Here is a 22106-nt window from a genome sequence, read left to right on the forward strand (position 1 = left end):
CACGGGTGCTTTTAAATCACCGTTGACAATGATGACGGGACAACTAGGCTGAAAACAGCGGCGGCAAGGGGCGAGGGCGGATTCCGGGCCGGCTGTTGCCGATAAACCCGCTGCGCGCTGTGGATGAAGCTACGCCCTGGTGGCCGGTTTTCGGCGGTGGCCACGCATTTTTGCTGCTGTTTTACGCTCAAGCTGGCAAAATTCATTACACTGCTGCAGTGAGAACATTGTTTTTAAAGCTGTTTTATAGAAATTTCAATTGCCGCTATGGCTTGTTGCGGCGTGATGCTTCGCATTCAACCGGAATTGAACGCAATTTATGACGTTTATAAAAAAATCGATGACGACAAGCAAAGGTTTTACCCTGATTGAATTGCTGCTGGTGGTGGCGGTCGTCGGCATCTTGGCGGCGATTGCCATGCCGGCCTATTCCGGCTACATCCAGAAAAGCCGGCGTACCGATGCGACGGTGGCAATTCGCGCGGTCCAGTTTGCGCAGGAGAAGTATCGCGGCAACAACACCAGCTACGGGTCGCTCACCGATATCGGCATGCCGGCGACGACCGAGAGCGGCTACTACACCATCGCCGTCAGCAGCGCCACCGCCACCGGCTATGTGGTGACGGCAACGGCGGTGTCCGGCAAATCGCAGGCCACAGATTCCGACTGCACCGCGATCCAGCTGCAGCAAGCGGCAGGCAGCATTACCACCACGCCTAGCGCGTGCTGGAGCAAGTGACATGAAGCGTCCGGCTTGTACGACAGCAGGTGTTGGCCGGGGCTTTACCCTGATCGAGCTGGTGGTGGTGCTGGCCATCACCGGCATCCTGATGGTGATGGCGGTGCCGGTGCTGAATGAGCAGATCGACAAGCGCCGCCTGGTGGCGGTGGCCGATGCCATTTATGGCGACATGCAGTATGCGCGCTCGGAAGCCATCCGCAACAACCAGAATGTGCAGATCAGCTTCAGCAGTGGTGCCAGCTGGTGCTACGGCATGGTATTGGGGGCGACGGCTTGTGACTGTTCGGTGGTGGCCAGTTCCAGTACCGGTTATTGCGCGCTGAAACGGGTGGATTACCTGGACTTCCAGAAGGTGTCGATCCCGGCTTCGGCGGGGATCAGTTTCAGCGGCAACAAGACCGGATTCGACCCGGTGCGCGGTGTGGCGCTGGGTACCGGTCACGTGATCATGGAGTCGGCGCAGGGCAAGCAGGCGCAGGTAAACCTGGCGCTGCTTGGTCGCATCAGTGTCTGCGCGCCGGCGGGCGTCGGGCTAACGGGGACTTATCCGGCATGTTGAAACCTACTCGGCAGCGCGGCTTCACCCTGATCGAGCTGATGGTGGCACTGGTCATTGGCCTGATACTGATGCTGGGGCTGACCACCTTCCTGATCAACAACATTCGCAGCAATAGCGACACGCTGAAGGCGATCCGCCTGAACCAGGAAATGCGCGCCACCATGATGCTGATGAGCCGCGAGCTGCGGCGTGCCGGGTACTGGGCCAGCACCGCGTCCGGCACCAACCCGTTCCAGACCATGACCACTTCGACCGCCGGCTGCGTGCTGTATAGCTATGACCGCAATGCCACGGCATCGGCCACGGTGCCCAGCGATGTGCAGTACGGCTTTTTGCGGGCGAGCGGCGCGGTGTACATGCGCAGCAGTGGTTCGAGTTACAGCTGCACCCCGGGGGCCAACAATGTCTGGGAGGCAGTGACCGATGATAATGTCACCAATATCAGTGCCCTGAGCTTTGTGCCCAGTAGCGCCTCCGGCACCATCGCCATCACTCTGGTGGGCGAGCTGAAAAATGCCAGCGAGGTCAGGCAGACGCTGACGGAAACGGTCAAGCTGGAAAATGGCCCGCTTACCTTCAATTGAGGGCTGCACTATGCGCAACGCAATCATGATTCTCGCATCACGGCGGCAGCAAGGTATGGCCACGCTGACCATGTCGCTGGTGGTGCTGTTTCTTGCCAGCCTGATGGTGTTTTATACCAGCTCTGGCATGCTGTTCGAGATCAAGACCGGCAACAACCAGCTGTACCAGTCGAAGGCGATGGAAGCGGCCCGCGGTAGCGTGGAGCACTCGATGGCGTGGCTGGTCAACAGCAGCAATACCAGCAGTCTGGCGTGGACTACTGATGCTGCCGGCCCGGCTGGCACCAACCAGAAAGCGACGGCGGCATCGTTCCCGTCTTCGGTCAGCAGCCAGACTATCGGTGGTTACACGGTGGCGGTATCGCTGTGGCGCAACTCAGCGACGCCGACGATTCTGGAGGTGAGTGCGGCTGCCAGCGGGGACGCCAATGCCACCATCCGCCAGCGTATCCGCCTTGGCACCACCACGGTGACAACGACTACACCGAATACGCTGAATATTGCCAGTGTCGCGCCGATTGTGATCAAGGGGCAATTGCTGGAAGTTACCGGTAATCCCGATGTTTATCCGAGTACGATCGGCGGTGTTGCCATTGCGACATCATCTACCAATTCCAGTGATATCCAGATTGGCCACTTGGATTTGAATGGCGGCACCATTAGTTATGGTGCGTTTGCTGGGGATGCATGGGATTTTGTATTCCCGAATACGACCAAGGCACAAATGAAGGCGGCAGCTGATTATCAAAAAATTTATTTTTATGATGGTACTGTAGCGCCCCCTGACCCATGGCATCAGAGTCTGGGTACGGCAAGTGACCCGGTTATTTTGATTTTTGATACAGGTGCTGGCTGCCCTAAAATAAATGGCCAAGTAGTAATCTATGGACTTGTTTATTTTGCCAATGCCTGTGTTGATAATGGCTGGGGTGGCGTTGAAATTCATGGCAGTATGGTTGCGGATGGTACTATTAGAAAATTAAATGCAAATGCGGAATTTACCGGTTGGTCAGTTAGTAGTGGTTCCGGTGTAATTACCCTGCCACCAACCACGACTACCAGTACTGCGCAAACCTTTGCCAAGTTGGCCGCATCATGGAGAGACTTCTGATGACCCGTGCTGGTCACCAAACCGGCTTCAGCTTGCTGGAGATGTTGATTACGATCATCGTGCTGGCCAGTGGCCTGCTCGCCATCGGCAGCATGTATGGCGCGATACTGAATGCCAATACCCTGTCCAAGCAGCGCAGCGAAGCGGTAGTGCTGGCGGAGAAGAAGCTGGAAGAATTAAGGGGACAAAGTTACGCCAGTCTGGTGTCGGCAACAGATACGGTTACTGCCGCCAGCTCCAGTGGTAGTAGCGCCAATTATCAGCGCAGCTGGTCGGTTGCTACCGCCAGTGGCGGTTTGGCTTACAAGGATGTCGGCGTGACCGTTACATGGACGGACAATAAAAACCAGTCGCAGAATATCGTGCTGTCAACCCGCATCAGTAATGTCAGTGCCACGCCGGTGACGATTCCATAAACAGGCGGCTGCTTTAATTCGTCTGCCAGTGCCGGCTATCGCAAAAAATTCGAGATATTGCCAATCATAAAAGCAGGGCGTAACGGTCAGTTACGCCCTGCTTTTATTTTGTTGCCTGCTTCTTGTGGCCGGAAGGCTGCAACAAGGAGCAAGCTGCGCTCCAATTTAGTGGCTTACGCCTTGACCACATTGGCAGCCGCCTGCAGGTACTTGCCACGGCTGTCGACGATCAGGTCGCCATGCTTGCTGATTAGCTCGTAGTCAAAGCGGTCGTGATCGGTGGCCAACAGGATGCAGTCGTATGCGGCCAACGTTGCGGCGCTCAGCGGCACGCTGGATAGCTCGAAATGATGCTCGCGCATTTTCGGGAACACCGGTACGTGCGGGTCGCTGTAGCTGATGTCGGCGCCCAGATCGCGCAGTTTTTCCATCAGGAACACCGACGGGCTTTCACGCATGTCGTCGACGTTCTTCTTGTAGGCGATACCCAGCACCAGGATCTTGCTGCCGTTGATCGCCTTCTTGCGCTGGTTCAGTGCTGCGGCGATCTTGCTGATCACGTAGTCCGGCATCGACGAGTTCACTTCGCCGGCCAGCTCGATGAAGCGGGTGTGCACACCGTATTCACGCGCCTTCCAGGTCAGGTAGAACGGGTCGATCGGGATGCAGTGACCACCCAGGCCCGGGCCGGGGTAGTAGGGCACGAAGCCGAACGGCTTGGTGGCGGCGGCGCGGATCACTTCGTGGATGTCGATGCCCATCTTGTCGGCGACGATCTTCATTTCGTTGACCAGGCCGATGTTGACCGCACGGTGGATGTTTTCCAGCAGCTTGGTCATCTCCGCGGCGCGGGTGGACGACACCGGCACCACCTTGTCGATCACCGCGCTGTACAGCGCCACGCCAACTTCCTGGCAGGCCTCAGTCACGCCGCCGCACACCTTGGGAATGGTGCGGGTGGTGAAGTCGGGATTGCCCGGATCTTCACGCTCCGGGGAGAACACCAGGAACGCATTCTCGCCAATCTTGAAACCGCGCGATTCGATGCGCGGCAGCAGCTCTTCGTCGGTGGTGCCGGGATAGGTGGTCGATTCCAGCGACACCAGGTGGCCTTCGCGCAGATAAGGCACCAGGCTGTCGATGGTGTTGAGGACGAAGGACAGGTCCGGCTCGCGGTACTTGTTCAGTGGCGTCGGCACACACAGGATCAGCGCGTCGGCTTCCGGGGCGCGGCTGAAATCGGTGGTGGCCTCGAAACCGCGCTCGCGTGCCAGCTGGATGCTGTCGGCACTGATATGCTCGATATAGCTTTTCCCTTGTTGCAGGCTGTCGACCTTGTTCTTGTCAATGTCAAAGCCGAGGACTTTGTAGCCGACTTCGGCAAAGCGCAGCATGAGCGGCAAACCGACATAACCCAGTCCGACGATGCCGATCACGGCAGACTTGTCCTGAATGCGAGAGAGGAAGTTCTGTTTCACCAAGAGTCCAATACACAAAGCAGTACCCATTACGGACACTGTCTAAAAGCGGAAAAAGTTAGTGCCGAATTGTGCTACCAGCCCCTGAAAAGAACAAGCTTGGCAACGCTTTCGCCGCGTATTTTCTGTGGCCGGGCATGGGGGCGGGACGGACTGTCCGTATTTGGCGGGCAAAACGGATCTGGGCGTTGGCGATATGCGGTAAAAGCGGACAAGGCCGGTCATGGTTAGCCCATGACCGGCCTTGTTGGCTTTGTGCTGGCTGCGGCCGCAGTTTGTCGTGCGGCGCGAGAGCTGGCGGTGTATCAGGCCATCAGCGATTTAACGACATTGATGTAGTTCTGCATCGCTTCCTCGGCGCTTTGGCCCTTCAGCTTTTCCCACGAGTCGTACTTGGCACGGTTGATGAAATCCATCATGCCCGGACGTTCGCCGGTGACATCGCCGGCAGTGGCTTGCTTGAACAGGGAGTACAGCTGCAGCATGGTCTGGTTGTCCGGGCGTTCGGCCAGGGTGGTGACATCTTTCTGTGCTTGTTCAAACTGGGTTTTCAGATCGGACATGTGGACTCCTTGTGAAAGTGAGCGGCACTCTATGGTGGCCGGCTTGTTGGTGTGTTGTTTGCCCTGCGCGGCAGCGACGTTGGGCTGCCAGGCTGCTCATAATCTACCATGAAACGATCGTTTTAAAATGGCCTGATTGCTTGTGCTGGCCTTGTTTTTGTTGTCGCCAAGCAGAGTGCTAAGCAGTTTCATTCTTGTTGAGTGGTAAGGGCGTCTTTTTTTGTTGAATCTTTCAATTCATATGTAATTTTTTGTTTCAAAGTATGGAATTTGTGCTGCTTGCCGGTTCGATCTCGGTTTACTGTAAGTAAATGGCTGTATCGTAGCGTGGCATGATCGTTGCTCGTTACCGCGGCTATCAGGCAATCGTACTGTTTCTGCTAAGGGAAGATGAATGACGGATGGCTCAACGCCCCCCGCCGACCAGATGCAGCAGCTGCAAGCGCAGCTGGCTGCGGCACTGGCTGAAGTTGCCCACCTCAAGGAAAAGCTGGATGCGGCGCTGGACGGCACCGGCATCTGTATCTGGCAGGGGCGTCCGCAAAGCGGCGATTTGACCGTATTCAACTACCAGAATTTCGAGATCGGCGACATGGCGCCGCACTTCGGCCTCTGGCTGGCCAAACTGCATCCGCACGACAAGCAGGCGGTGCTGGATAACTACTACGCACACCTTGCCGGCAAGACGCCCTGCTACGAGGCGGTGTACCGCACGTTGACCCCGGATGGGAGCGTGTGCTGGCTGTGGGATCGTGGCCGGGTGGTGGAACGGGATGACGCCGGCCAGCCGCTGCGCATTCTGGGCGCCCACCGCGACATTACCCTGGAGAAAGAGCACGAAGCGCAGCTGGCGATGCAGGCGCGGCTGGATCCGCTGACCGGGCTGGCGAACCGTCGCGGCCTGCTCGATTTCCTGAAGAGTATCGATCGGCGTGGCGGCAGTTACGCGCTGGCGATGGTGGATGTCGATCACTTCAAGCAGTTCAACGATCTGCACGGTCACGATATCGGTGACCGGGTGCTGATCGCCATTGCGCGCAGCCTGTCGGCGCCGTTATCCGATTACGACCTGTGCGGGCGCTGGGGCGGGGAGGAGTTCCTGCTGGTGCTCGGCAATGCCGACATGGCCGCCGCCAACGATGTCATCGTGCAACTGCACCAGGCGGTGCAACGCTTGACGGTCAGTTCCGGCGAGCAGGACTTGTCAACCACGGTTAGTATCGGCCTGACCGTGCACCAGCCGGGTGAAAACTTCGATGAGGTGCTATTGCGTGCCGATCGGGCGTTACTGAGCGCCAAGCGCAAGGGGCGCAACATGGTCTGCCGCCGTTAGCGGCGCTGGCCGGGTGCGGCAAGGGGTTTGGGAAGCGTGTTAGGCTTGCCGCGATGACACAGAAAAATGCCCCCGTTACGGCAAGCGCCGTAACGGGGGCATTCACGTTTGGATGACGCTGCTTAGTTCAGGCCTGGCATGGTGTAGCCTTCGATCTTGGCGGCGCTGACCAGCTTGGTCAGGTAGTCGTGCATCGCCTGACGGCCAGCCATTTCGTTCAGGTATTGCCCCAGGCGATCCTTGATGTCTTCAAAGGCGATCTGGCCACCTTCGCTGCGCTGGTTGACCTGGATGATGTGGTAGCCGAACTGGGTTTCCACCAGGTTCGGGGTGATCTGGCCTGCGTCGGTGCCGAATACCGCCTGTTCGAATTCCGGCACCATCTGGCCGCGGCCGAACTGGCCGAGATCGCCACCCTGCTTGCCGGACGGGCAGGTGGAGTGCTCGCGTGCCAGATCGGCAAAGCGCGACGGGTTGGCCTGGACTTCAGCCAGCACGCCTTCCGCCTTGGCGCGTGCCAGGGTGGCGGACAGCTCGTCGCCGCTACCCAGCGGGAACAGGATGTGGCTGGCCTTGGCGCTGTCGCCTTGCTTGAATTGCTGCTGGTTGGCTTCGTAGTAGGCGATGCAGGCGGCTTCGTCGGCCGGAACGAATTGCAGTTCCTTGTCGAGCAGGGCGCCGATGGCCTGACCTTCGTTGGCGGTATCAAAGCCGCTTTCCTGTGCCTTTTGCAGCAGCAGCTGGTGCAATACCAGTTGCTGGATCGCGGCGTCGCGCGGGCTAGGTGTATCGGCGTGGTTATCCAGCTCGGCTTGTACCATTGCGTCGGTAATTTCAACGCCGTTAACGATGATGGCCATGAGGTGTCCTGTCTGATGGTGGCACCGTGGTGCCGGTTTTGAAATAAGTGCAATGCAGGTGGGGCTGACGGCAGGAATCTCAATCCCGCGCCGCCGATTTCTCTGCCACCGCTTGCGGCCAACCTTGTGCCGGGTGTACGCGGCAAGACCGGGCGCGGTGTTTGGTCGTCGCCAGACGGCGGCCCCGTAAAACTGCGCGCTATCTTAGCACGCTCGGCTCGCCTTTCCTTGTTGCGTGCCACGCGGCAACGGCAGCAGCGGGGAGGGGCTTGCCAGAACCGTTCGCCGCGTTGGCGGTGGGCCTGGTTTGGCGCCGGCCGCTACTGTTGCTGGCAGGCCAGTACCGCGCGCACGGTATTGAGGTGGATGGCGACGGTGTCGCTGATCGGTTCCGCATAGCCACCCGCCATCACCACCGCCAGCGGCCACTGTCGTGCCTCGCACAGCGCCAGTACCTGCGCATCGCGCGCCTGCAGTCCGGCCATGCTCAGCTGCAGTCGTCCGAGGCGGTCGCCCTGGTACGGGTCGGCGCCGGCAAGGTAGAACACGATGTCCGGCACAAAGTTGGCCGCAAGCTGCGCCAGCGCCGGCGTCAGTGCCGCGAGGTAGGCCGCGTCGCCGCAGTCGTCGGCCAGCTCGATATCCAGCGTCGACGGGCTGCGGCGAAACGGGAAGTTTTTGGCGCCGTGCAGCGACAGCGTGAACACCGAGGCGTCGCCGGCGAAGATGGCGGCGGTGCCGTTGCCCTGGTGCACGTCCAGATCGATCACCGCCGCGCGGCGGATGCGGCCTTCCTGTTGCAGCACGCGGATGGCTACCGCGACATCGTTGAACACGCAAAAGCCGCTGCCCTGCTGGCGGTTGGCGTGATGGGTGCCACCGGCCAGATTGATGCCGTGGCCGTGCAGCAGTGCCGAACGCGCCGCGGCCAGGGTGGCGCCGGCGGAGCGGGCGCTACGCTCGACCAGCGCCACGCTCCACGGCAGGCCGATCTCGCGCATGATCGCCGGGGCGATGCTGCCGTCGAACATGGCCTGGATGTAGCCGGCATCGTGGGCCAGGGCCAGCTCCGCTGGCGTCGCCGCGGGTGCGGTGGCCATGTGTGCGGCGGCGATGGCCTCGACCGCGTGGGCCAGCAGCGCATACTTCTCTGCCGGAAAACGGTGGCCGGCGGGCAGCGGTAGCGGGAACTGGTCGGTGCGGTAGATCTGCATCAGTCGGCCTTGAGCAGGGCGAAGCGCGGCACGCTGTGGCCGTCGATGGTGACCGTTTCACAGAACATCGCCAGTGGCCGCACCCACAGCTTGCCTTCGCCGTACAACGGGCGGTACACCACCAGCTGCTCGCCGCTTTCGGAGTGGGTGGCGACATCGATGACCTGGTACAGCTGGTCCTTGTAGTGGCGGTAGGTGCCGGGTACGACGGTGGTGGGCATGGCGGCTCCGGTGACAGACGAATGAGATGAGGGGGCAAGGTTGGCCGCAATGGCAGCCGTCGCCGGCGGCTCAGTCCGGCAGGTGGCAGCTGCGCCCCTGCTCCAGGTGTTTGACCGCGCTGACGATCAGGTAGTCCCGGCCGTGGCGCGCATCGTACTTAGCAAACAGCGCGAGATAGGTCGGCCGCTGCGGATCGAGGCCGGCATTGAGCAGGCCCGGCAGCACCGGCTGGGGACTGCCCTCGGCATCGACCAGCAGGTAGCGGTTTTTGGCTGCATCGCAGCGGGTGAGTACCAGCTGCGTGTCGTGGCGGCTGACGGTGCCGATGAACAGGTCGTTGCCCAGCGCCGGCAGGCTGCACAGCAGCAACAGGGTGGCAATACGCAGCATGGCATGCTCCTTGGTGACGGCGTGCGGCCAACGTTGGGCGCGCGCGCCGGATTACCAGAGGACCTTGACGGTCTGTTCGCCCAGCCAGTCCTGCAGCGTCAGCAGCAGGCCGTCGTCGAGGCGCACTCCCCATTCCGGCGGCAGCATCAGGTCGCCGCGCGCCTGGCCGTTGTTGTAGCTGATGCGTACCGGGCAGCCGGCGTCCTCGCTGCGGTACGGCGTCAGGATGTTGCGCAGGGTGGTGACGTCGTGGCGCTTGTCCATCTGCACCGCCAGGCTGCGTGCATAGCGGCTGCGCGCCTCGCCCAGCTCGTAGACGTTGTCGGCGATGATGCGCAGGCCGCCGGAAAACTTGTCCTCGCTGACCTTGCCTTCCACCACCAGCACCACGTCGTCCTTCAGCCGGGTGCGGTTGGCGTCCACCGCCTCGGCAAACAGGCTGACCTCGATCTTCGCGGTGCCGTCGTCCAGCTGCACGAAGGCCATCTTGCCGCGGTTGCCGACCTTGGTGCGGATGCCGGTGACGAAGCCGGCCAGCAGCTGCGGTTCGCGCTTGGGGCTAAGGCGGTTCAGCGGTGTCTTGATGAAACCGCGGACCTCTTTTTCGTAGGCGGTGAACGGATGGCCGGACAGGTAGTAGCCGATGGCGATTTTTTCTTCCGACAGCTGTACCGCCGGCGTCCACGGCTTGCAGTCCACCATTTCCACGCCGGGGGCGATGTCGTCGTCGAACATGTCGAACAGCCCGCCCTGGTTGGCGTTGGCCGCTTCCTGGTCGGCAGCGGTCATCGCCAGGCCGACGTTGGCGAACAACTTGGCGCGGTTGGCGTCGATGCTGTCGAAGGCGCCGGCACGGATCAGCGATTCGATCACCCGCTTGTTGACCAGTTTCTTGTCGGTGCGCTGGCAGAAGTCGAACAGGCTGGTAAACGGCCCGCTGGCGTTGCGCACCGCGACGATGTGGTCGACGGCCGATTCGCCGGTGCCCTTGACCGCGCCCAGCGCGTAGCGGATGTGCTTGCGATCGACAGGTACAAAGCGGTAGAAGCTGTGGTTGACGTCGGGCGGCAGGAATTTGAGGCCGTTCTTGCCGTCGATACTGTCGTCGTAAAAGATCTTCAGCTGGTCGGTGTTGTCCAGTTCCGACGACATGGTGGCGGCCATGAAGGCAGCGGTATGGTGCGCCTTCAGCCAGGCGGTCTGGTACGACACCACCGCGTAGGCGGCGGTGTGCGACTTGTTGAAGCCGTACTCGGCAAACTTGGCCATCAGGTCGAACAGCATTTCCGCCAGCTTCGGGTCGTAGCCCTTGAGCTTGGCGCCCTCGGCGATCTTGCCGCGGTGTTCGGCCATTTCTTCCGGCTTCTTCTTGCCCATCGCGCGGCGCAGCATGTCGGCACCACCGAGGGTGTAGCCGCCGATGATCTGCGAGATCTGCATCACCTGTTCCTGGTACACGATCACGCCATAGGTCGGATCGAGACAGGCCTGCAGGTCGGGGTGGTAGTAGTCGACTTCCTGTTTGCCGGCCTTGCGCAGGATGAAGTCGTCGACCATGCCGGAGCCCAGCGGGCCGGGGCGGTACAGCGCCAGTACCGCAATGATGTCTTCGAAACGGTCCGGCTTCAGCTTTTCCAGCAGCCGCTTCATGCCGTCCGATTCAAGCTGGAACACGCCGGTGGTATTGGCCTGCTGCAGTACCTTGTAGGCGGCCGGGTCGGTGAATTCCAGCAGGTTGATGTCGGTGGTGAAGCTCGGGTCCAGCGCCTTGATGTAGCGCACCGCCAGGTCGATGATCGTCAGGTTGCGCAGGCCGAGGAAGTCGAACTTCACCAGCCCGATCTGCTCCACATCGTCCTTGTCGTACATCGATACCGGCACGGTGTCGTCGCCGGCCGCCTGGTACAGCGGGCAGAAGTCGGTCAGCTTGCCCGGCGCGATCAGCACACCACCGGCATGCATGCCGATGTTGCGGGTCATGCCTTCCAGCTTCTTCGCCAGCTCCCACAGCTCGCGCAGTTCTTCCTCGTTTTCCAGCCGCTGCTTCAGCACCGGCTCCATCTCCACCGCGTCGTCCAGCGAGTACTGCTTGCCGGGTGCCGCCGGGATCAGCTTGGACACGCCGTCGCAGAACATGTAGGGCAGGTCCAGTACGCGGCCAACGTCGCGCACCACCGCCTTGGCGGCCATGGTGCCGAAGGTGGCGATCTGCGATACCGCCTCGGCGCCGTAGGCCTGGCGCACGTACTCGATCACGCGGTAGCGGTTGTCCTGGCAGAAGTCGATGTCGAAGTCGGGCATCGATACCCGTTCCGGGTTGAGGAAGCGCTCGAACAGCAGTGCGTAGGCCAGCGGGTCGATGTCGGTGATGCCGAGGCTGTAGGCGACCAGCGAGCCGGCACCGGAGCCGCGGCCCGGCCCCACCGGGCAGCCGTTGTTCTTGGCCCAGATGATGAAGTCGGCCACGATCAGGAAGTAGCCGGGGAAGCCCATGTCGATGATGGTCTTGCACTCGATTTCCAGGCGGGCGTCGTATTCCGGGCGCCGGGCGGCGCGGACTTCCGGGTCGGGGAACAGTTTTTCCAGCCGCGTTTCCAGCCCTTCGCGCGACAGGTGCACCAGATAGTCGTCCAGCGTCATGCCTTCCGGCGTTGGGAAGTCCGGCAGGTAGTTCTTGCCCAGTTGTACGCTGATGTTGCAGCGTCGGGCGATCTCGACGCTGTTCGCCAGCGCCTCCGGAATGTCGGCAAAGCGCGCCAGCATCTCGTCGGTCGACAGGAAGTACTGGCACTCGGCAAAGCTCTTCGGCCGCCGCTTGTCGGATAGGGTGTAACCCTCGGCGATGCATACCCGCGCCTCGTGCGCCTTGAAGTCATCCGGCTCCATGAACTGGATCGGGTGGGTGGCCACCACCGGCAGCCCGGTTTCACCGGCCAGCCACAGCGTGGACTGCACGATGTTTTCGATCTGCTGGTTGTCCAGCCGCTGCAACTCAAGGTAGAAGCCGCCGGGGAACAGGCGCGCCCAGTACTCGGCGCGGGCGCGGGCTTCGTCGGGGTTGCCGTTGGTGAACGACACGCCGATATCGCCGAGATGAGCACCGGACAGGCACAGCAGGTTGCTGTTGTCGCCGTTCTCCAGCCATTCGCGCTTGATCTCGGCGCGTCCGCGGTACTGGTTGCCGGTGTAGGCGGCGGCCAGCAGTTCGGAAAGGCGGCCGTAGCCGGCGCGGTTTTTCACCATCAGCATCAGGCGGAACGGCTTGTCGCGATCGTCCTCGTTTTCCAGCCAGATGTCGCAGGACACGATGGGCTTGATGCCCTTGTTGCGGCAGGTCTTGTAAAACTTGACCATGCCGAAGATGTTCATCAGGTCCGACATGCCTAGCGCCGGCATGTCATCCTTGACGGCGCGCTTGACGGCGTCATCAAGGCGCACGATGCCGTCGCTGATGGAGAATTCGGAATGGAAGCGGAGGTGGACGAAGCGCGGTGAGTTCATCGCGCCATTGTAGCGGGGCAGGGCACGGGCGTCATGCCCTGTTGCCGCTGCGTGGCGCGCCGTACTGCGTCATCCGGCGCGGTACGGCGAGCGGCGACTCATGGCCGCAGCTGCGGTGGATCTTCGGGGTAGGTGTCGGGGTCTACCCGCGGTGGCTGGAAGCCGTTGATCTGGCGGGCGGATTTTTCCAGCAGCAGCACGATGCTGGTGTTGAGCGCGCCAAAGCCCCAGGCAATCAGGAAAAACACCGAGTAGGCGGACAGCTTGTCGGCAAACAGCTGCGCACCGTGCAGGGTCAGCTCCTGCGGGTCGAAGATCGAGAAGAACAGGCCGGTGGCGAGCGCGGCAATGATGAAGGACGGCCAGAACAGCAGGATGGCTTGGCGCATGATGGTGGTACCCCGGTGGTTGCCTCATTTCAGCCTAGCGGCCACCACCGCAAAAAGCAAAAACCGCGCATGACGCGCGGTTTTTGCGGCAGCTGGCAGCCTTATTTGACGCGGTTGGCGTACATGAAGTTTTCCATCTTGCTTTCGGCAAGGTTGGACCAGCCGTGCTGCAGGGTGCGGAATTTCTTCCACTCGGTATAGATCTTCCGGAAGTCCGGATTCTTGGCGGCCTCCTGCTCGTACAGTTCGAAGGCGGCCTTTTGTGCTGCCTTCATCACGTCGGCCGGGTACTGGTGCAGCTTGGTGCCTTTTTGCAGCAGGCTGACTAGGGCCACCGGGTTCTTGGCGTCGTACTCGGCCTGCATGCTGAGGTTGGCCTCGGCCGCGGCGGCTTCGAAGGCGGCCTTGTATTCGGCCGGCAGCTTGTCCCATTCTTTCTTGGAGACGTAGAAAGAGATGTTGGGACCCGGCTCCCAGAAGCCCGGGTAGTAGTAGTGCTGGGCCACCTTGTAGAAGCCGAGCTTCTCGTCGTCGTAGGGGCCGACCCATTCGGTGGCGTCGATGGTACCTTTTTCCAGCGCCGGGTAGATGTCGCCACCGGCCAGGGTCTGCGGTACCGCGCCCAGCTTGGCCATGATTTCGCCGCCGAAGCCCGGAATGCGCATCTTCAGGCCCTTGAGGTCGGCCAGCGACTTCACTTCCTTGCGGAACCAGCCACCCATCTGGGTGCCGGTGTTGCCGCCCGGGAAGTTGACGATGTTGTACTTGGCGTAGAATTCGCGCAGCAACTTCATGCCGCCGCCGTAGTACAGCCAAGCGTTCTGCTGGCGCGAGGTCAGGCCGAACGGCATGGTGGTGTCGAAGGCGAAGGTCTTGTTCTTGCCGACATAGTAGTAGCCGCAAGTGTGACCGCATTCGACGGTGCCGTTTTGCACCGCATCCAGCACCTGGGTGCCGGGCACGATTTCGCCGCCCGGGAAGGCGCGGATCTGGAACTTGCCGCCGGTCAGCTCTGCCACGCGCTTGGACAGCTGCTCGGCGCCGCCGTAGATGGTATCCAGGCTTTTCGGGAAGCTGGACGCGAGGCGCCAGCGGATGGTCGGGCTTTCGGCAGCCAGTACCGGTGCCGATACCCCGGCGCCTACCAGGCCGGCCGCGCCGGCTTTCTTCAGAAACGAACGTCTTTCCACCGTGATCTCCTTTGTGTTGTGCTTGCTGTGTGTCCCGGGCGATACATGCCGCCAAAGGATGTTATTGGTAATGCGGTTATGATTTTGCGAGCGAGGCATATTGCCATTGGCATCATGCCTCGCTTGCCGCTTATTGGCCAGTCAGTTCCTTGAGCAGCGCGTCCGACTGCTGGCTGTCGCTCTCGGCGGCGGAGGTCTCGCTGGCCGGGATTTCGATACCCTGCGGCAGGTCGCTGCTTGGTGCCGTCTCCATCTGTTGCATGATCGACGCCGCATCGTCGGCGTTGGTCTTCACCTCGGCGTGCAGCGAGCCGGTAACCAGCCCCGGGAAGGCGATCAGGGCGCCGACCATGATCAGCTGCATCACCACGTAAGGCACCGCGCCCCAGTAGATCTGCGTGCTGCGCACTTCCTTCGGTGCCACGCTGCGCAGGTAGAACAGCGCGAAGCCGAACGGCGGGTGCATGAAGGAGGTCTGCATGTTCACGGCCAGGATGACGCCGAACCACACCAGGTTGATGTCCAGGCTCTGTGCCACCGGCGCCAGCAACGGCACCAGGATGAAGGCGATCTCGAAGAAGTCGAGGAAGAAGGCGAGGAAGAACACCATGATGTTGACGGTGATCAGGAAGCCGGTAGCACCGCCGGGCAGGCTGGTGAGCAGGTGCTCGACCCATTTGTCGCCGTCAACGCCGAGGAAGGCGATGCGGAACACGCGGGCGCCGATCAGGATGAACACCACGAAGGTGGACAACTTGACGGTGGAATCCATCGCCTGTTTCAACAGCGACATGTCCAGACGGCGGTTCATCATCGCCAGGATGATGGCGCCGACCGCGCCCATGGCGCCGCCCTCGGTCGGGGTGGCAATACCGAGGAAGATGGTGCCCAGTACCAGGAAGATCAGCAGCAGCGGCGGGATCATCACCAGCACCACGCGCTTGCCCAGTGCCGCGCCGCGCAGGGTGCGGGCTTCCGGTGGCAGCGCCGGTACCCACTGCGGTTTCACCATCGACACCATGAAGATGAACACGGCGTAAAACACGCACAGCAACAGGCCGGGCAGCATGGCGCCGGTGTACATGTCACCGACCGACGTGCCCAGCTGGTCCGCCAGCACGATCAGCACCAGCGACGGCGGGATGATCTGTGCCAGCGTGCCGGAGGCGGCAATCACGCCGGTGGCGATGCGGGTGTCGTAGCCGTAGCGCAGCATGATCGGCAGCGAGATCAGTCCCATCGAGATCACCGAGGCGGCCACCACGCCGGTGGTGGCGGCCAGCAGCGCGCCGACGAAGATCACCGCGTAGGCGATGCCGCCGCGCATGGTGCCGAACAGCTGGCCGATGGTGTCCAGCATGTCTTCCGCCAGTCCGGAGCGTTCCAGAATCAGCCCCATGAAGGTGAAGAACGGGATTGCCAGCAGCGTGTCGTTGCGCATGATGTCGTAGACCTGATTGGGCAGGGCCTGCAACAGCTCGGGGCGCAACAGATCGAAGTGGATGCCGATCCAGCTGAACAACAGGCCGACGGCGGACAGGGCAAAGGCAACCGGGTAGCCGATCAGCAGGAAGAAGATCAGCGACACGAACATGATCGGGGCCATCAGATCGAGACTCATACCGGCTCCTTGTGCGGATCGTTGGACTTGATGGCCGGATTGGGAATCAGGCCCTGCAGGAAGGCAACGCGCTTGATCAGCTCGGACAGGCCTTGCGCCATCAGCAGCGCAAAACCGACCGGGATCAGCAGGAATACCGGCCAGCGCACCAGACCGCCGGCGTCGGACGACATCTCGCCGCTGTTCCAGGCGTCGATGAACATCGGCCAGCCGAAGCTGATCAGCAGGTAGCAGACCGGCATCAGGAACAGCAGGGTGCCGACAATGTCGACCACGGCCTGACCGCGCTCGGACAGCTTGCCGACCAGCAGGTCGATGCGGATGTGTTCGTTCTTTTGCAGGGTGTAGGCGGCTGCCAGCAGGAAGATGGCAGAAAACAGGTACCACTGGATTTCCAGCAAGCCGTTCGAACTGATGTTGAACAGTTTGCGCACCACAGCGTTACCCGCGCTGATAAGCACGACCACCAGGACAAGCCAAGACGCAGCCTGACCGATGCGTGCGTTGATCGCGTCGATAAGACGCGACAAGGCAAGCAGCAATTGCACTGTTTTCTCCTAATGTGTGTTGTGAGGCTCTATGGCCTTGTTTTTTTGTGGCGCTCTCCAACGCCGCCACCGTCTAGCGGTGTGTGCCTATAAGAGCATAGTCATTTGCCCTTGCAAAGCGGCATGACATAGGGGATTACCCTTGCTTGTGCCAGCCCAGGGTCAGGCGCAGGTGGTCAGGCGGGGTGGTGATGGACTTCAGTTGCAGGTGACGGGCGAGGGATTTGCCCGGGAAAGACTGTTCCTGCCAGCGGGTAAACGGTGGCAGTTGGTCGAGGTGGACAACGATGTGTTGCGGCTGGATGTCGAGGAAAGCCAGCTCTGCGGCCAACCTTTGCAGCAGGTGGCTGCCGAGGCCGGCGTCGAGTGCCGTCAGCAGCAGGGTGCCGAGCGCGCGCCGGATCAGGCCGCTGTCGTGCGGCGTGCCCTGCAGGCGGTAGTGGATCAGCAGGGTGCGCTTGGGCCAGTCGAGCTCGCCGAAGTGGAAGAATAATTGCAGGCGGGCGCGCAGCGGCTGTTGTATATCCAGTTCCAGCACGCTTTCCTCCGGCTGTAACTGCAGGGCGACGACCCGCAGTTGCGCGCTGTCGAGCTGTTGTTGCAGGCCGGCCAGCAGCAGCGCCACCGGCAGTGAGGCGCCGTCGCGGTGCAGTTTTGGCCGCAGCGACTGCCACTGTCGCCAGTGCTGCCGCCATGGCGCGGTGCTCATGGTGCTTAGCCGAACAGGGTGCGCGCACCCTCGAAGCGGCTGGCAAAGTAGCGGTTGTCCAGCCGGTCGACGCGGATCACGCTGTTGCTGCGCGGCGCGTGCACGAACTTGCCGTCGCCGATATAAAGCCCCATGTGCGAGAACGGCCGGTTCATGGTGTTGAAGAACACCAGGTCGCCGACCTGCAGCTGGTGGTTGCCGATCGGCCGCGCCAGTGCCGCGATCTGCGCCGCATTGTGCGGCAGCCTGATGCCGGCGGCGTGCTGGTAGATGTAGGCCACCATGCCGCTGCAGTCGAGGCCGGCCTCCGGGTTGCTGCCACCGAACTGGTAGTCGATGTCGAGCAGGCTTAAGGTGTAGAGCAGGATTTCGCGGCTGACGCCGTCGGCCTTGAGCGCCGACAGGTTGCTGGCCGCCGGCGGGCGCGGCTTGGGCTTGACGGCGGTTTTCGAGGGAGTGCTGGCGCAGCCCGCCAGCAGGACGAGTAGCAAGAGGGCGGGCCAGCGGCGGGTCATGACTGTTTGCTCTCCAGGGTTTCCCAGCGTTCGAGTTTTTCCAGCAACAGCAGTTCGATTTCCTCGATGCGCGCCTGCCACTGGCGCGCGTCCTGCGGTGCATCGCGGTACACGTTCGGGTCCAGCAGCTTCTGGTTCAGCTCGGCCTGCTCGCCTTCCAGTGCCGCGATTTCCGCCGGCAGCCGTTCCAGCTCGCGCTTTTCATTAAAGCTCAGTTTTTGCGTGCGGTTGCTGCGGTCGCGCTCGCTCTTGGCGGCCTCGACGTTGGCCGCAGCCTCCTTGCGCGGTGCCTCCTGCTTCAGCGCCGCCATGCGCGCCTTGGTATCGAGCCAGTCCTGATAGCCGCCTGGATACTCTTCCAGCTTGCCGTTGCCCTCGAAGGCGATCACCTGCGTCACCACGTTGTCGAGGAAGGCACGGTCGTGGCTGACCAGGAACACGGTACCGTTGTACTGCTCGATCAGTTCTTCCAGCAGCTCCAAAGTGTCGATGTCGAGGTCGTTGGTCGGTTCGTCCAGTACCAGCACGTTGGCCGGGCGGGTGAACAGGCGCGCCAGCAGCAGGCGGTTACGTTCGCCGCCGGACAGCGACTTCACCGGGCTGCGCGCGCGCTGCGGCGAGAACAGGAAGTCTTCCAGATAGCTCATCACGTGCTTTTTCTGGCCGCCGATTTCGACGAAGTCGTTGCCCTGGCTGATGATGTCGGCGACGCTGGTCTCTTCGTCCAGCTGGGTGCGGAACTGGTCGAAGTAGGCGACCTCCAGCTTGGTGCCACGCTTGATGCTGCCGCTGTCGGCTTCCAGCTCGCCCAGGATCAGCTTCAGCAGCGTGGTCTTGCCGGCGCCGTTGGGGCCGATCAGGCCGATCTTGTCGCCGCGCAGGATGCGGGTGGTGAAATCCTTGATCAGTTGCTTGCCGTCAAAACCCTTGCTGACGTGCTCCAGCTCGGCCACCAGTTTGCCGGAGCGTTCGCCGGCGTCGAGCTGGAAGTTGACCTGGCCGACACGCTCACGGCGCGAGGCGCGTTCGCGGCGGATCTGTTCCAGACGGCGCACGCGGCCCTCGTTGCGGGTGCGGCGCGCCTCGATGCCCTTGCGGATCCACACCTCTTCCTGCGCGTGGAACTTGTCGAACAAACGGTTCTGTTCTTCCTCGATCGCCAGCTCTTCCGCCTTGCGCACCTGGTAGGCGCTGAAGCTGCCGGGGTAGCTGCGCAGGATGCCGCGATCCAGCTCGATGATGCGGGTGGCGACGTTGTCGAGGAAGCGACGGTCGTGGGTGATCAGCAGCACGCTGCCGCTGAAGTTCTTCATCAGCCCTTCCAGCCACTCGATGGCGCTCATGTCCAGGTGGTTGGTCGGTTCGTCCAGCAGCAGCACGTCCGGGCGCGAGGCCAGTGCGCGCGCCAGCGCCACACGTTTTTTCCAGCCGCCGGACAGGTCGCTGACCAGCGTGTCCGGGTTGAGGTCGAGGTGCGACAGCGTGGTGCTGATCAGCGCGTCGAACTGCCAGCCGTCCCGTGCTTCCAGTTCCTGCTGGATGTGGGTCATGCGCGCCATCACCTGCTCATGGTTGGCCGCAGGGTCGGACAGCTGCTGGGTGATGTGGTGGTAGTCGGTGAGCAGCTGCTGCAGCTCGCCCAGCCCCTCGGCCACCGCCTCGAACACGGTGTGGCCCTCGCTGAATAGCGGCTCCTGCGGCACGTTGGCGACCTTGAGGTCGCCCTGCTGGTTGATGCGGCCGTCGTCGAGCTTGATGCTGCCGGCAATCGCCTTCAGCAGCGACGACTTGCCGGCGCCATTGCGGCCGATCAGGCCGACGACTTCGCCGGGCTCCAGCGAGAAATCCACTTTGTCGAGCAGGGCGTGGTGACCAAAGGCGAGGCAGGCTTTTTCTACGGTAATCAGGGCCATGATGGTATGCGGGAGGCTGTCTTCTTATTGCAATGGAGCGGATTGTAGCATGTGGCTGCATCGCCCTTCGCCTCGGGGGCGGTCGCTGTTACAATGCGCGCCAACCGAAGACCTGCGCTGCAGGTCAATGCGAAAGGATTTGCCATGTACTTTGTTGATCGCTCCGTTGCCGTTATCAAGCCCAAGGCCCCGTTTCTGGCGTGGCTGAATGCCGTACCGGACAACGACATGATCGAATTGTCGCTGGACGCGCTGCGTGCCGACTGCACGGTGATCCTTTTGCCCGAATTCGACGAGCCGGAAGAGGCGATCAGCCACATCGACGAAATGTACGACAAGCTGTTCCGCATCGAGCTGTCGTCGTGGTACGAGGACGAGGCGCTGTGGCCGCAGGACCGCTCGCTGAAAGCCTTCTGGGAGTGGTTCGATGTCGAGGTGCACTCCACGCTGCTGGACACCGTCGACGCCGACATCATGAATTCCCCGGTCGACGTTGACGAAGACTGACCGCCGCCGCGATGCACGCTAGCCGCGTCAGCCCCATTGCCGCCACGCTGGCGCCGTCACGCCTCGCCGTCGCACTGCTGAGCGTGGCGCTGCTGATGCTGCTGGCGGCACTGTCCTTTCTGGAGCGAGACCTCGCGCTGCTGGTGTTGCTGGCGGCTGTGGGCTGTGGCTGTCAGGTGCTGCGCCAGAGCGGCATGTTGCGGCCAACCTTTGACGGCTTTGCCGTCGACATGCGCGGCGTGCTGCAGCTGCAGCAGGGCGGCCGGGCCTGCCGGGTCCGACTGCTGCCGGCGAGTGTCGCCTTGCCGCTGCTGGTGGTGCTCAGCGTGAGCGACGACAACGGTCGCCGCCACCGGCTGCTGGTATGGCCGGACGCGGTGCCGGCCGACACCCACCGCGCATTGCGCGTCTATGTGCGCTGGTGCCGCGGCGCCGCCAACCCTGAAACTGAACGGATGTAATCAAGCATGGCAAGTTTTGACACCCTGAACGACTGGCTCTCCCATCTGGAATCGATCCACCCCGCCACCATCGACATGGGCCTGGCGCGGGTCAGCGCGGTGCGCGATGCGATGGGCTTGCGGCCAACGTTCCCGGTGGTGCTGGTTGGCGGCACCAACGGCAAGGGCTCGGTCTGCGCCATGCTGTCCACCATGCTGGAGCGTGCCGGCTTCAAGGTCGGCACCTACTCCTCGCCGCACATCCTGCGCTACAACGAGCGCGTTGCCATCAATATGCAGCCGGTCAGCGACGAACGCATCGTGCACAGCTTCGCCGCCATCGAGGCGGCCCGGGGCGATACCACGCTGACCTATTTCGAGTTTGGCACCCTGGCGGCGATGCACACCTTCATCGACGAACAGGTCGATGTCGCGGTGCTGGAAGTCGGCCTCGGCGGCCGTCTCGACGCGGTCAACATCTTCGAGCCGGAAGTGTCGGTGGTGGTCAGTGTCGATCTCGACCACCAGAGCTATCTTGGCGACACCCGCGAGCTGGTCGGCTTCGAGAAGGCCGGCATCTTCCGCGCCGGCAAGCTGGCGATCTGTGCCGACCCCAACCCACCGCAAAGCCTGCTGCAGCATGCGGCCAACCTTGGCGCCGACCTCAGGCTGGTGGGCAAGGATTTCGGCATCACCCGCCTCGATCACCAGTGGTCGTTCCACATGGGCGAGGTGCACCGCCACGCCCTGCCGGTGCCGGCGCTGCGCGGCGAGTACCAGATGATCAACGCCGCGGCGGCACTGGCGGCGCTGGAAGGGCTGCGGCCGCTGCTGCCGGTCGGCATCGGCGCCATCAAGCGTGGCCTGCTGGAAGTCGACTGGCCGGGCCGCTTCCAGGTGTTGCCGGGGCGGCCGCTGACCATACTCGACGTCGGCCACAATCCGCACGCTGCCCGTGCGCTGGCGGACAGCCTGAAGCGCATGGCCTACGCGCAGAACCGCTTTGCGGTGTTCTCGATGCTGTCGGACAAGGATCTGCCGGCGGTGGTGGCGGCGCTGAAGGACGAGTTCGACGAGTGGTTCGTCGGCGGTCTGGATATGCCGCGTGGCCAAACCGCCGCGGCATTGACAAGCCAGCTGCATGCACAGGGCGTGGCCAAGGTGAAACCGTTTGCCAGCGTCGCCGATGCGTGGCACGCGGCTTTATCGGCGGCAGGGGAGAATGATAGAATCGTGGTCTTTGGATCCTTCCATACCGTCGCCGAAGTGATGGCCGCGAAATCCACTCACGCCTGAGGACG

General features: G+C 62.2%; 24 protein-coding genes. 10 read left to right on the forward strand and 14 right to left on the reverse strand.

Annotation, left to right across the window (positions count from 1 at the left end; translation table 11 throughout):
• The first annotated feature begins 119 nt into the window (after positions 1-119).
• From NOM55_RS10290 to NOM55_RS10315, 6 genes are read left to right on the forward strand one after another with little or no spacing between them, the layout of a single operon-like run.
• Complete coding sequence (locus tag NOM55_RS10290; protein ID WP_255908493.1) at positions 120-323, forward strand: hypothetical protein; 204 nt, start codon at positions 120-122, stop codon at positions 321-323.
• Positions 324-340: 17 nt separating this feature from the next.
• Positions 341-739: a type IV pilin protein gene (locus NOM55_RS10295; protein ID WP_255908494.1), complete on the forward strand. Its 399-nt coding sequence runs from the start codon at positions 341-343 to the stop codon at positions 737-739.
• 1 nt (position 740) lies between these two features.
• A complete protein-coding gene (locus NOM55_RS10300) occupies positions 741-1301 on the forward strand; it encodes a GspH/FimT family pseudopilin (protein ID WP_255908495.1) in 561 nt (186 codons plus the stop codon).
• Positions 1295-1885: a PilW family protein gene (locus NOM55_RS10305; protein WP_255908497.1), complete on the forward strand. Its 591-nt coding sequence runs from the start codon at positions 1295-1297 to the stop codon at positions 1883-1885. Before NOM55_RS10300 ends, NOM55_RS10305 begins: the two co-directional genes overlap by 7 nt.
• A 10-nt stretch (positions 1886-1895) precedes the next feature.
• Positions 1896-2996 carry a hypothetical protein gene (locus NOM55_RS10310; protein WP_255908498.1) on the forward strand — a complete coding sequence of 367 codons (1101 nt, stop codon included), beginning with the start codon at positions 1896-1898 and terminating at the stop codon, positions 2994-2996.
• Positions 2996-3412: a prepilin-type N-terminal cleavage/methylation domain-containing protein gene (locus NOM55_RS10315; protein WP_255908500.1), complete on the forward strand. Its 417-nt coding sequence runs from the start codon at positions 2996-2998 to the stop codon at positions 3410-3412. The genes NOM55_RS10310 and NOM55_RS10315 overlap by 1 nt, the downstream gene beginning before the upstream one ends.
• Positions 3413-3585: 173 nt before the next feature.
• On the opposite strand, the gene NOM55_RS10320 is transcribed toward NOM55_RS10315, so the two are convergent.
• Both NOM55_RS10320 and NOM55_RS10325 read right to left on the reverse strand, forming a co-directional pair.
• Positions 3586-4920: a nucleotide sugar dehydrogenase gene (locus NOM55_RS10320; protein ID WP_370687875.1), complete on the reverse strand. Its 1335-nt coding sequence runs from the start codon at positions 4918-4920 to the stop codon at positions 3586-3588.
• Between the two features lie 275 nt (positions 4921-5195).
• The gene (locus NOM55_RS10325) at positions 5196-5453 is read right to left on the reverse strand and encodes an acyl-CoA-binding protein (RefSeq protein ID WP_047966011.1); all 258 of its coding nucleotides are present in this window, start codon (positions 5451-5453) and stop codon (positions 5196-5198) included.
• A gap of 394 nt (positions 5454-5847) precedes the next feature.
• Between NOM55_RS10325 and NOM55_RS10330 the strand changes: the two genes are divergently transcribed.
• Positions 5848-6786, forward strand: a complete 939-nt coding sequence (locus NOM55_RS10330; RefSeq protein ID WP_255908502.1) for a diguanylate cyclase domain-containing protein — start codon at positions 5848-5850, stop codon at positions 6784-6786.
• A 122-nt stretch (positions 6787-6908) separates the two neighbouring features.
• On the opposite strand, the gene NOM55_RS10335 is transcribed toward NOM55_RS10330, so the two are convergent.
• From NOM55_RS10335 to NOM55_RS10390, 12 genes are all read right to left on the reverse strand, one after another.
• The gene (locus tag NOM55_RS10335; RefSeq protein WP_255908503.1) at positions 6909-7646 is read right to left on the reverse strand and encodes a peptidylprolyl isomerase; all 738 of its coding nucleotides are present in this window, start codon (positions 7644-7646) and stop codon (positions 6909-6911) included.
• Positions 7647-7966: 320 nt separating this feature from the next.
• Positions 7967-8860, reverse strand: coding sequence for a histone deacetylase (locus tag NOM55_RS10340; RefSeq protein WP_255908504.1), 894 nt, complete (start codon positions 8858-8860; stop codon positions 7967-7969).
• The gene (locus NOM55_RS10345; protein ID WP_120811237.1) at positions 8860-9081 is read right to left on the reverse strand and encodes a DUF1653 domain-containing protein; all 222 of its coding nucleotides are present in this window, start codon (positions 9079-9081) and stop codon (positions 8860-8862) included. The genes NOM55_RS10340 and NOM55_RS10345 overlap by 1 nt, the downstream gene beginning before the upstream one ends.
• Positions 9082-9151: 70 nt before the next feature.
• Positions 9152-9472 (reverse strand): hypothetical protein, encoded by a 321-nt coding sequence (locus NOM55_RS10350; protein ID WP_255908506.1) that lies wholly within the window; start codon positions 9470-9472, stop codon positions 9152-9154.
• A 51-nt stretch (positions 9473-9523) separates the two neighbouring features.
• Complete coding sequence (dnaE, locus tag NOM55_RS10355) at positions 9524-12973, reverse strand: DNA polymerase III subunit alpha (protein WP_255908507.1); 3450 nt, start codon at positions 12971-12973, stop codon at positions 9524-9526.
• 98 nt (positions 12974-13071) lie between these two features.
• Complete coding sequence (locus NOM55_RS10360; protein ID WP_255908508.1) at positions 13072-13362, reverse strand: hypothetical protein; 291 nt, start codon at positions 13360-13362, stop codon at positions 13072-13074.
• A 101-nt stretch (positions 13363-13463) separates the two neighbouring features.
• On the reverse strand, positions 13464-14552 hold the full coding sequence (locus tag NOM55_RS10365; protein WP_255908509.1) for a TRAP transporter substrate-binding protein: 1089 nt from the start codon (positions 14550-14552) through the stop codon (positions 13464-13466).
• Positions 14553-14682: 130 nt separating this feature from the next.
• Complete coding sequence (locus NOM55_RS10370; RefSeq protein ID WP_047966019.1) at positions 14683-16173, reverse strand: TRAP transporter large permease subunit; 1491 nt, start codon at positions 16171-16173, stop codon at positions 14683-14685.
• Positions 16170-16721 carry a TRAP transporter small permease subunit gene (locus NOM55_RS10375; RefSeq protein ID WP_047966020.1) on the reverse strand — a complete coding sequence of 184 codons (552 nt, stop codon included), beginning with the start codon at positions 16719-16721 and terminating at the stop codon, positions 16170-16172. The genes NOM55_RS10370 and NOM55_RS10375 overlap by 4 nt, the downstream gene beginning before the upstream one ends.
• 136 nt (positions 16722-16857) lie before the next feature.
• A complete protein-coding gene (locus tag NOM55_RS10380; protein WP_255908510.1) occupies positions 16858-17430 on the reverse strand; it encodes a hypothetical protein in 573 nt (190 codons plus the stop codon).
• Between the two features lie 5 nt (positions 17431-17435).
• Positions 17436-17945, reverse strand: a complete 510-nt coding sequence (locus NOM55_RS10385; protein ID WP_120811247.1) for a C40 family peptidase — start codon at positions 17943-17945, stop codon at positions 17436-17438.
• Entirely contained in the window at positions 17942-19858 is a 1917-nt protein-coding gene (locus NOM55_RS10390) for an ATP-binding cassette domain-containing protein (RefSeq protein ID WP_255908511.1), read from the reverse strand. The genes NOM55_RS10385 and NOM55_RS10390 overlap by 4 nt, the downstream gene beginning before the upstream one ends.
• 144 nt (positions 19859-20002) lie before the next feature.
• Between NOM55_RS10390 and NOM55_RS10395 the strand changes: the two genes are divergently transcribed.
• The 3 genes from NOM55_RS10395 to folC are packed head-to-tail and all read left to right on the forward strand — an operon-like array spanning position 20003 to position 22101.
• Entirely contained in the window at positions 20003-20365 is a 363-nt protein-coding gene (locus tag NOM55_RS10395) for a hypothetical protein (protein WP_047966024.1), read from the forward strand.
• Positions 20366-20376: 11 nt separating this feature from the next.
• Entirely contained in the window at positions 20377-20826 is a 450-nt protein-coding gene (locus tag NOM55_RS10400; RefSeq protein ID WP_255908512.1) for a protein YgfX, read from the forward strand.
• Between the two features lie 6 nt (positions 20827-20832).
• Complete coding sequence (folC, locus tag NOM55_RS10405) at positions 20833-22101, forward strand: bifunctional tetrahydrofolate synthase/dihydrofolate synthase (protein WP_255908513.1); 1269 nt, start codon at positions 20833-20835, stop codon at positions 22099-22101.
• Positions 22102-22106: the final 5 nt, after the last annotated feature.

Source organism: Vogesella sp. AC12 (assembly GCF_024437575.1).
In the GTDB taxonomy this organism is placed as follows: Bacteria; Pseudomonadota; Gammaproteobacteria; order Burkholderiales; family Chromobacteriaceae; genus Vogesella; species Vogesella indigofera.

Bases quoted from the DNA above. Each gene is read 5' to 3' on its own strand.
- NOM55_RS10295 (WP_255908494.1), top strand. From the start codon at position 341: ATGACGACAAGCAAAGGTTTTACCCTGATTGAATTGCTGCTGGTGGTG.
- NOM55_RS10300 (WP_255908495.1), top strand. From the start codon at position 741: ATGAAGCGTCCGGCTTGTACGACAGCAGGTGTTGGCCGGGGCTTTACC.
- NOM55_RS10305 (WP_255908497.1), top strand. From the start codon at position 1,295: ATGTTGAAACCTACTCGGCAGCGCGGCTTCACCCTGATCGAGCTGATG.
- NOM55_RS10310 (WP_255908498.1), top strand. From the start codon at position 1,896: ATGCGCAACGCAATCATGATTCTCGCATCACGGCGGCAGCAAGGTATG.
- NOM55_RS10315 (WP_255908500.1), top strand. From the start codon at position 2,996: ATGACCCGTGCTGGTCACCAAACCGGCTTCAGCTTGCTGGAGATGTTG.
- NOM55_RS10320 (WP_370687875.1), bottom strand. From the start codon at position 4,920: ATGGGTACTGCTTTGTGTATTGGACTCTTGGTGAAACAGAACTTCCTC.
- NOM55_RS10325 (WP_047966011.1), bottom strand. From the start codon at position 5,453: ATGTCCGATCTGAAAACCCAGTTTGAACAAGCACAGAAAGATGTCACC.
- NOM55_RS10330 (WP_255908502.1), top strand. From the start codon at position 5,848: ATGACGGATGGCTCAACGCCCCCCGCCGACCAGATGCAGCAGCTGCAA.
- NOM55_RS10335 (WP_255908503.1), bottom strand. From the start codon at position 7,646: ATGGCCATCATCGTTAACGGCGTTGAAATTACCGACGCAATGGTACAA.
- NOM55_RS10340 (WP_255908504.1), bottom strand. From the start codon at position 8,860: ATGCAGATCTACCGCACCGACCAGTTCCCGCTACCGCTGCCCGCCGGC.
- NOM55_RS10345 (WP_120811237.1), bottom strand. From the start codon at position 9,081: ATGCCCACCACCGTCGTACCCGGCACCTACCGCCACTACAAGGACCAG.
- NOM55_RS10350 (WP_255908506.1), bottom strand. From the start codon at position 9,472: ATGCTGCGTATTGCCACCCTGTTGCTGCTGTGCAGCCTGCCGGCGCTG.
- dnaE (WP_255908507.1), bottom strand. From the start codon at position 12,973: ATGAACTCACCGCGCTTCGTCCACCTCCGCTTCCATTCCGAATTCTCC.
- NOM55_RS10360 (WP_255908508.1), bottom strand. From the start codon at position 13,362: ATGCGCCAAGCCATCCTGCTGTTCTGGCCGTCCTTCATCATTGCCGCG.
- NOM55_RS10370 (WP_047966019.1), bottom strand. From the start codon at position 16,173: ATGAGTCTCGATCTGATGGCCCCGATCATGTTCGTGTCGCTGATCTTC.
- NOM55_RS10380 (WP_255908510.1), bottom strand. From the start codon at position 17,430: ATGAGCACCGCGCCATGGCGGCAGCACTGGCGACAGTGGCAGTCGCTG.
- NOM55_RS10385 (WP_120811247.1), bottom strand. From the start codon at position 17,945: ATGACCCGCCGCTGGCCCGCCCTCTTGCTACTCGTCCTGCTGGCGGGC.
- NOM55_RS10390 (WP_255908511.1), bottom strand. From the start codon at position 19,858: ATGGCCCTGATTACCGTAGAAAAAGCCTGCCTCGCCTTTGGTCACCAC.
- NOM55_RS10395 (WP_047966024.1), top strand. From the start codon at position 20,003: ATGTACTTTGTTGATCGCTCCGTTGCCGTTATCAAGCCCAAGGCCCCG.
- NOM55_RS10400 (WP_255908512.1), top strand. From the start codon at position 20,377: ATGCACGCTAGCCGCGTCAGCCCCATTGCCGCCACGCTGGCGCCGTCA.
- folC (WP_255908513.1), top strand. From the start codon at position 20,833: ATGGCAAGTTTTGACACCCTGAACGACTGGCTCTCCCATCTGGAATCG.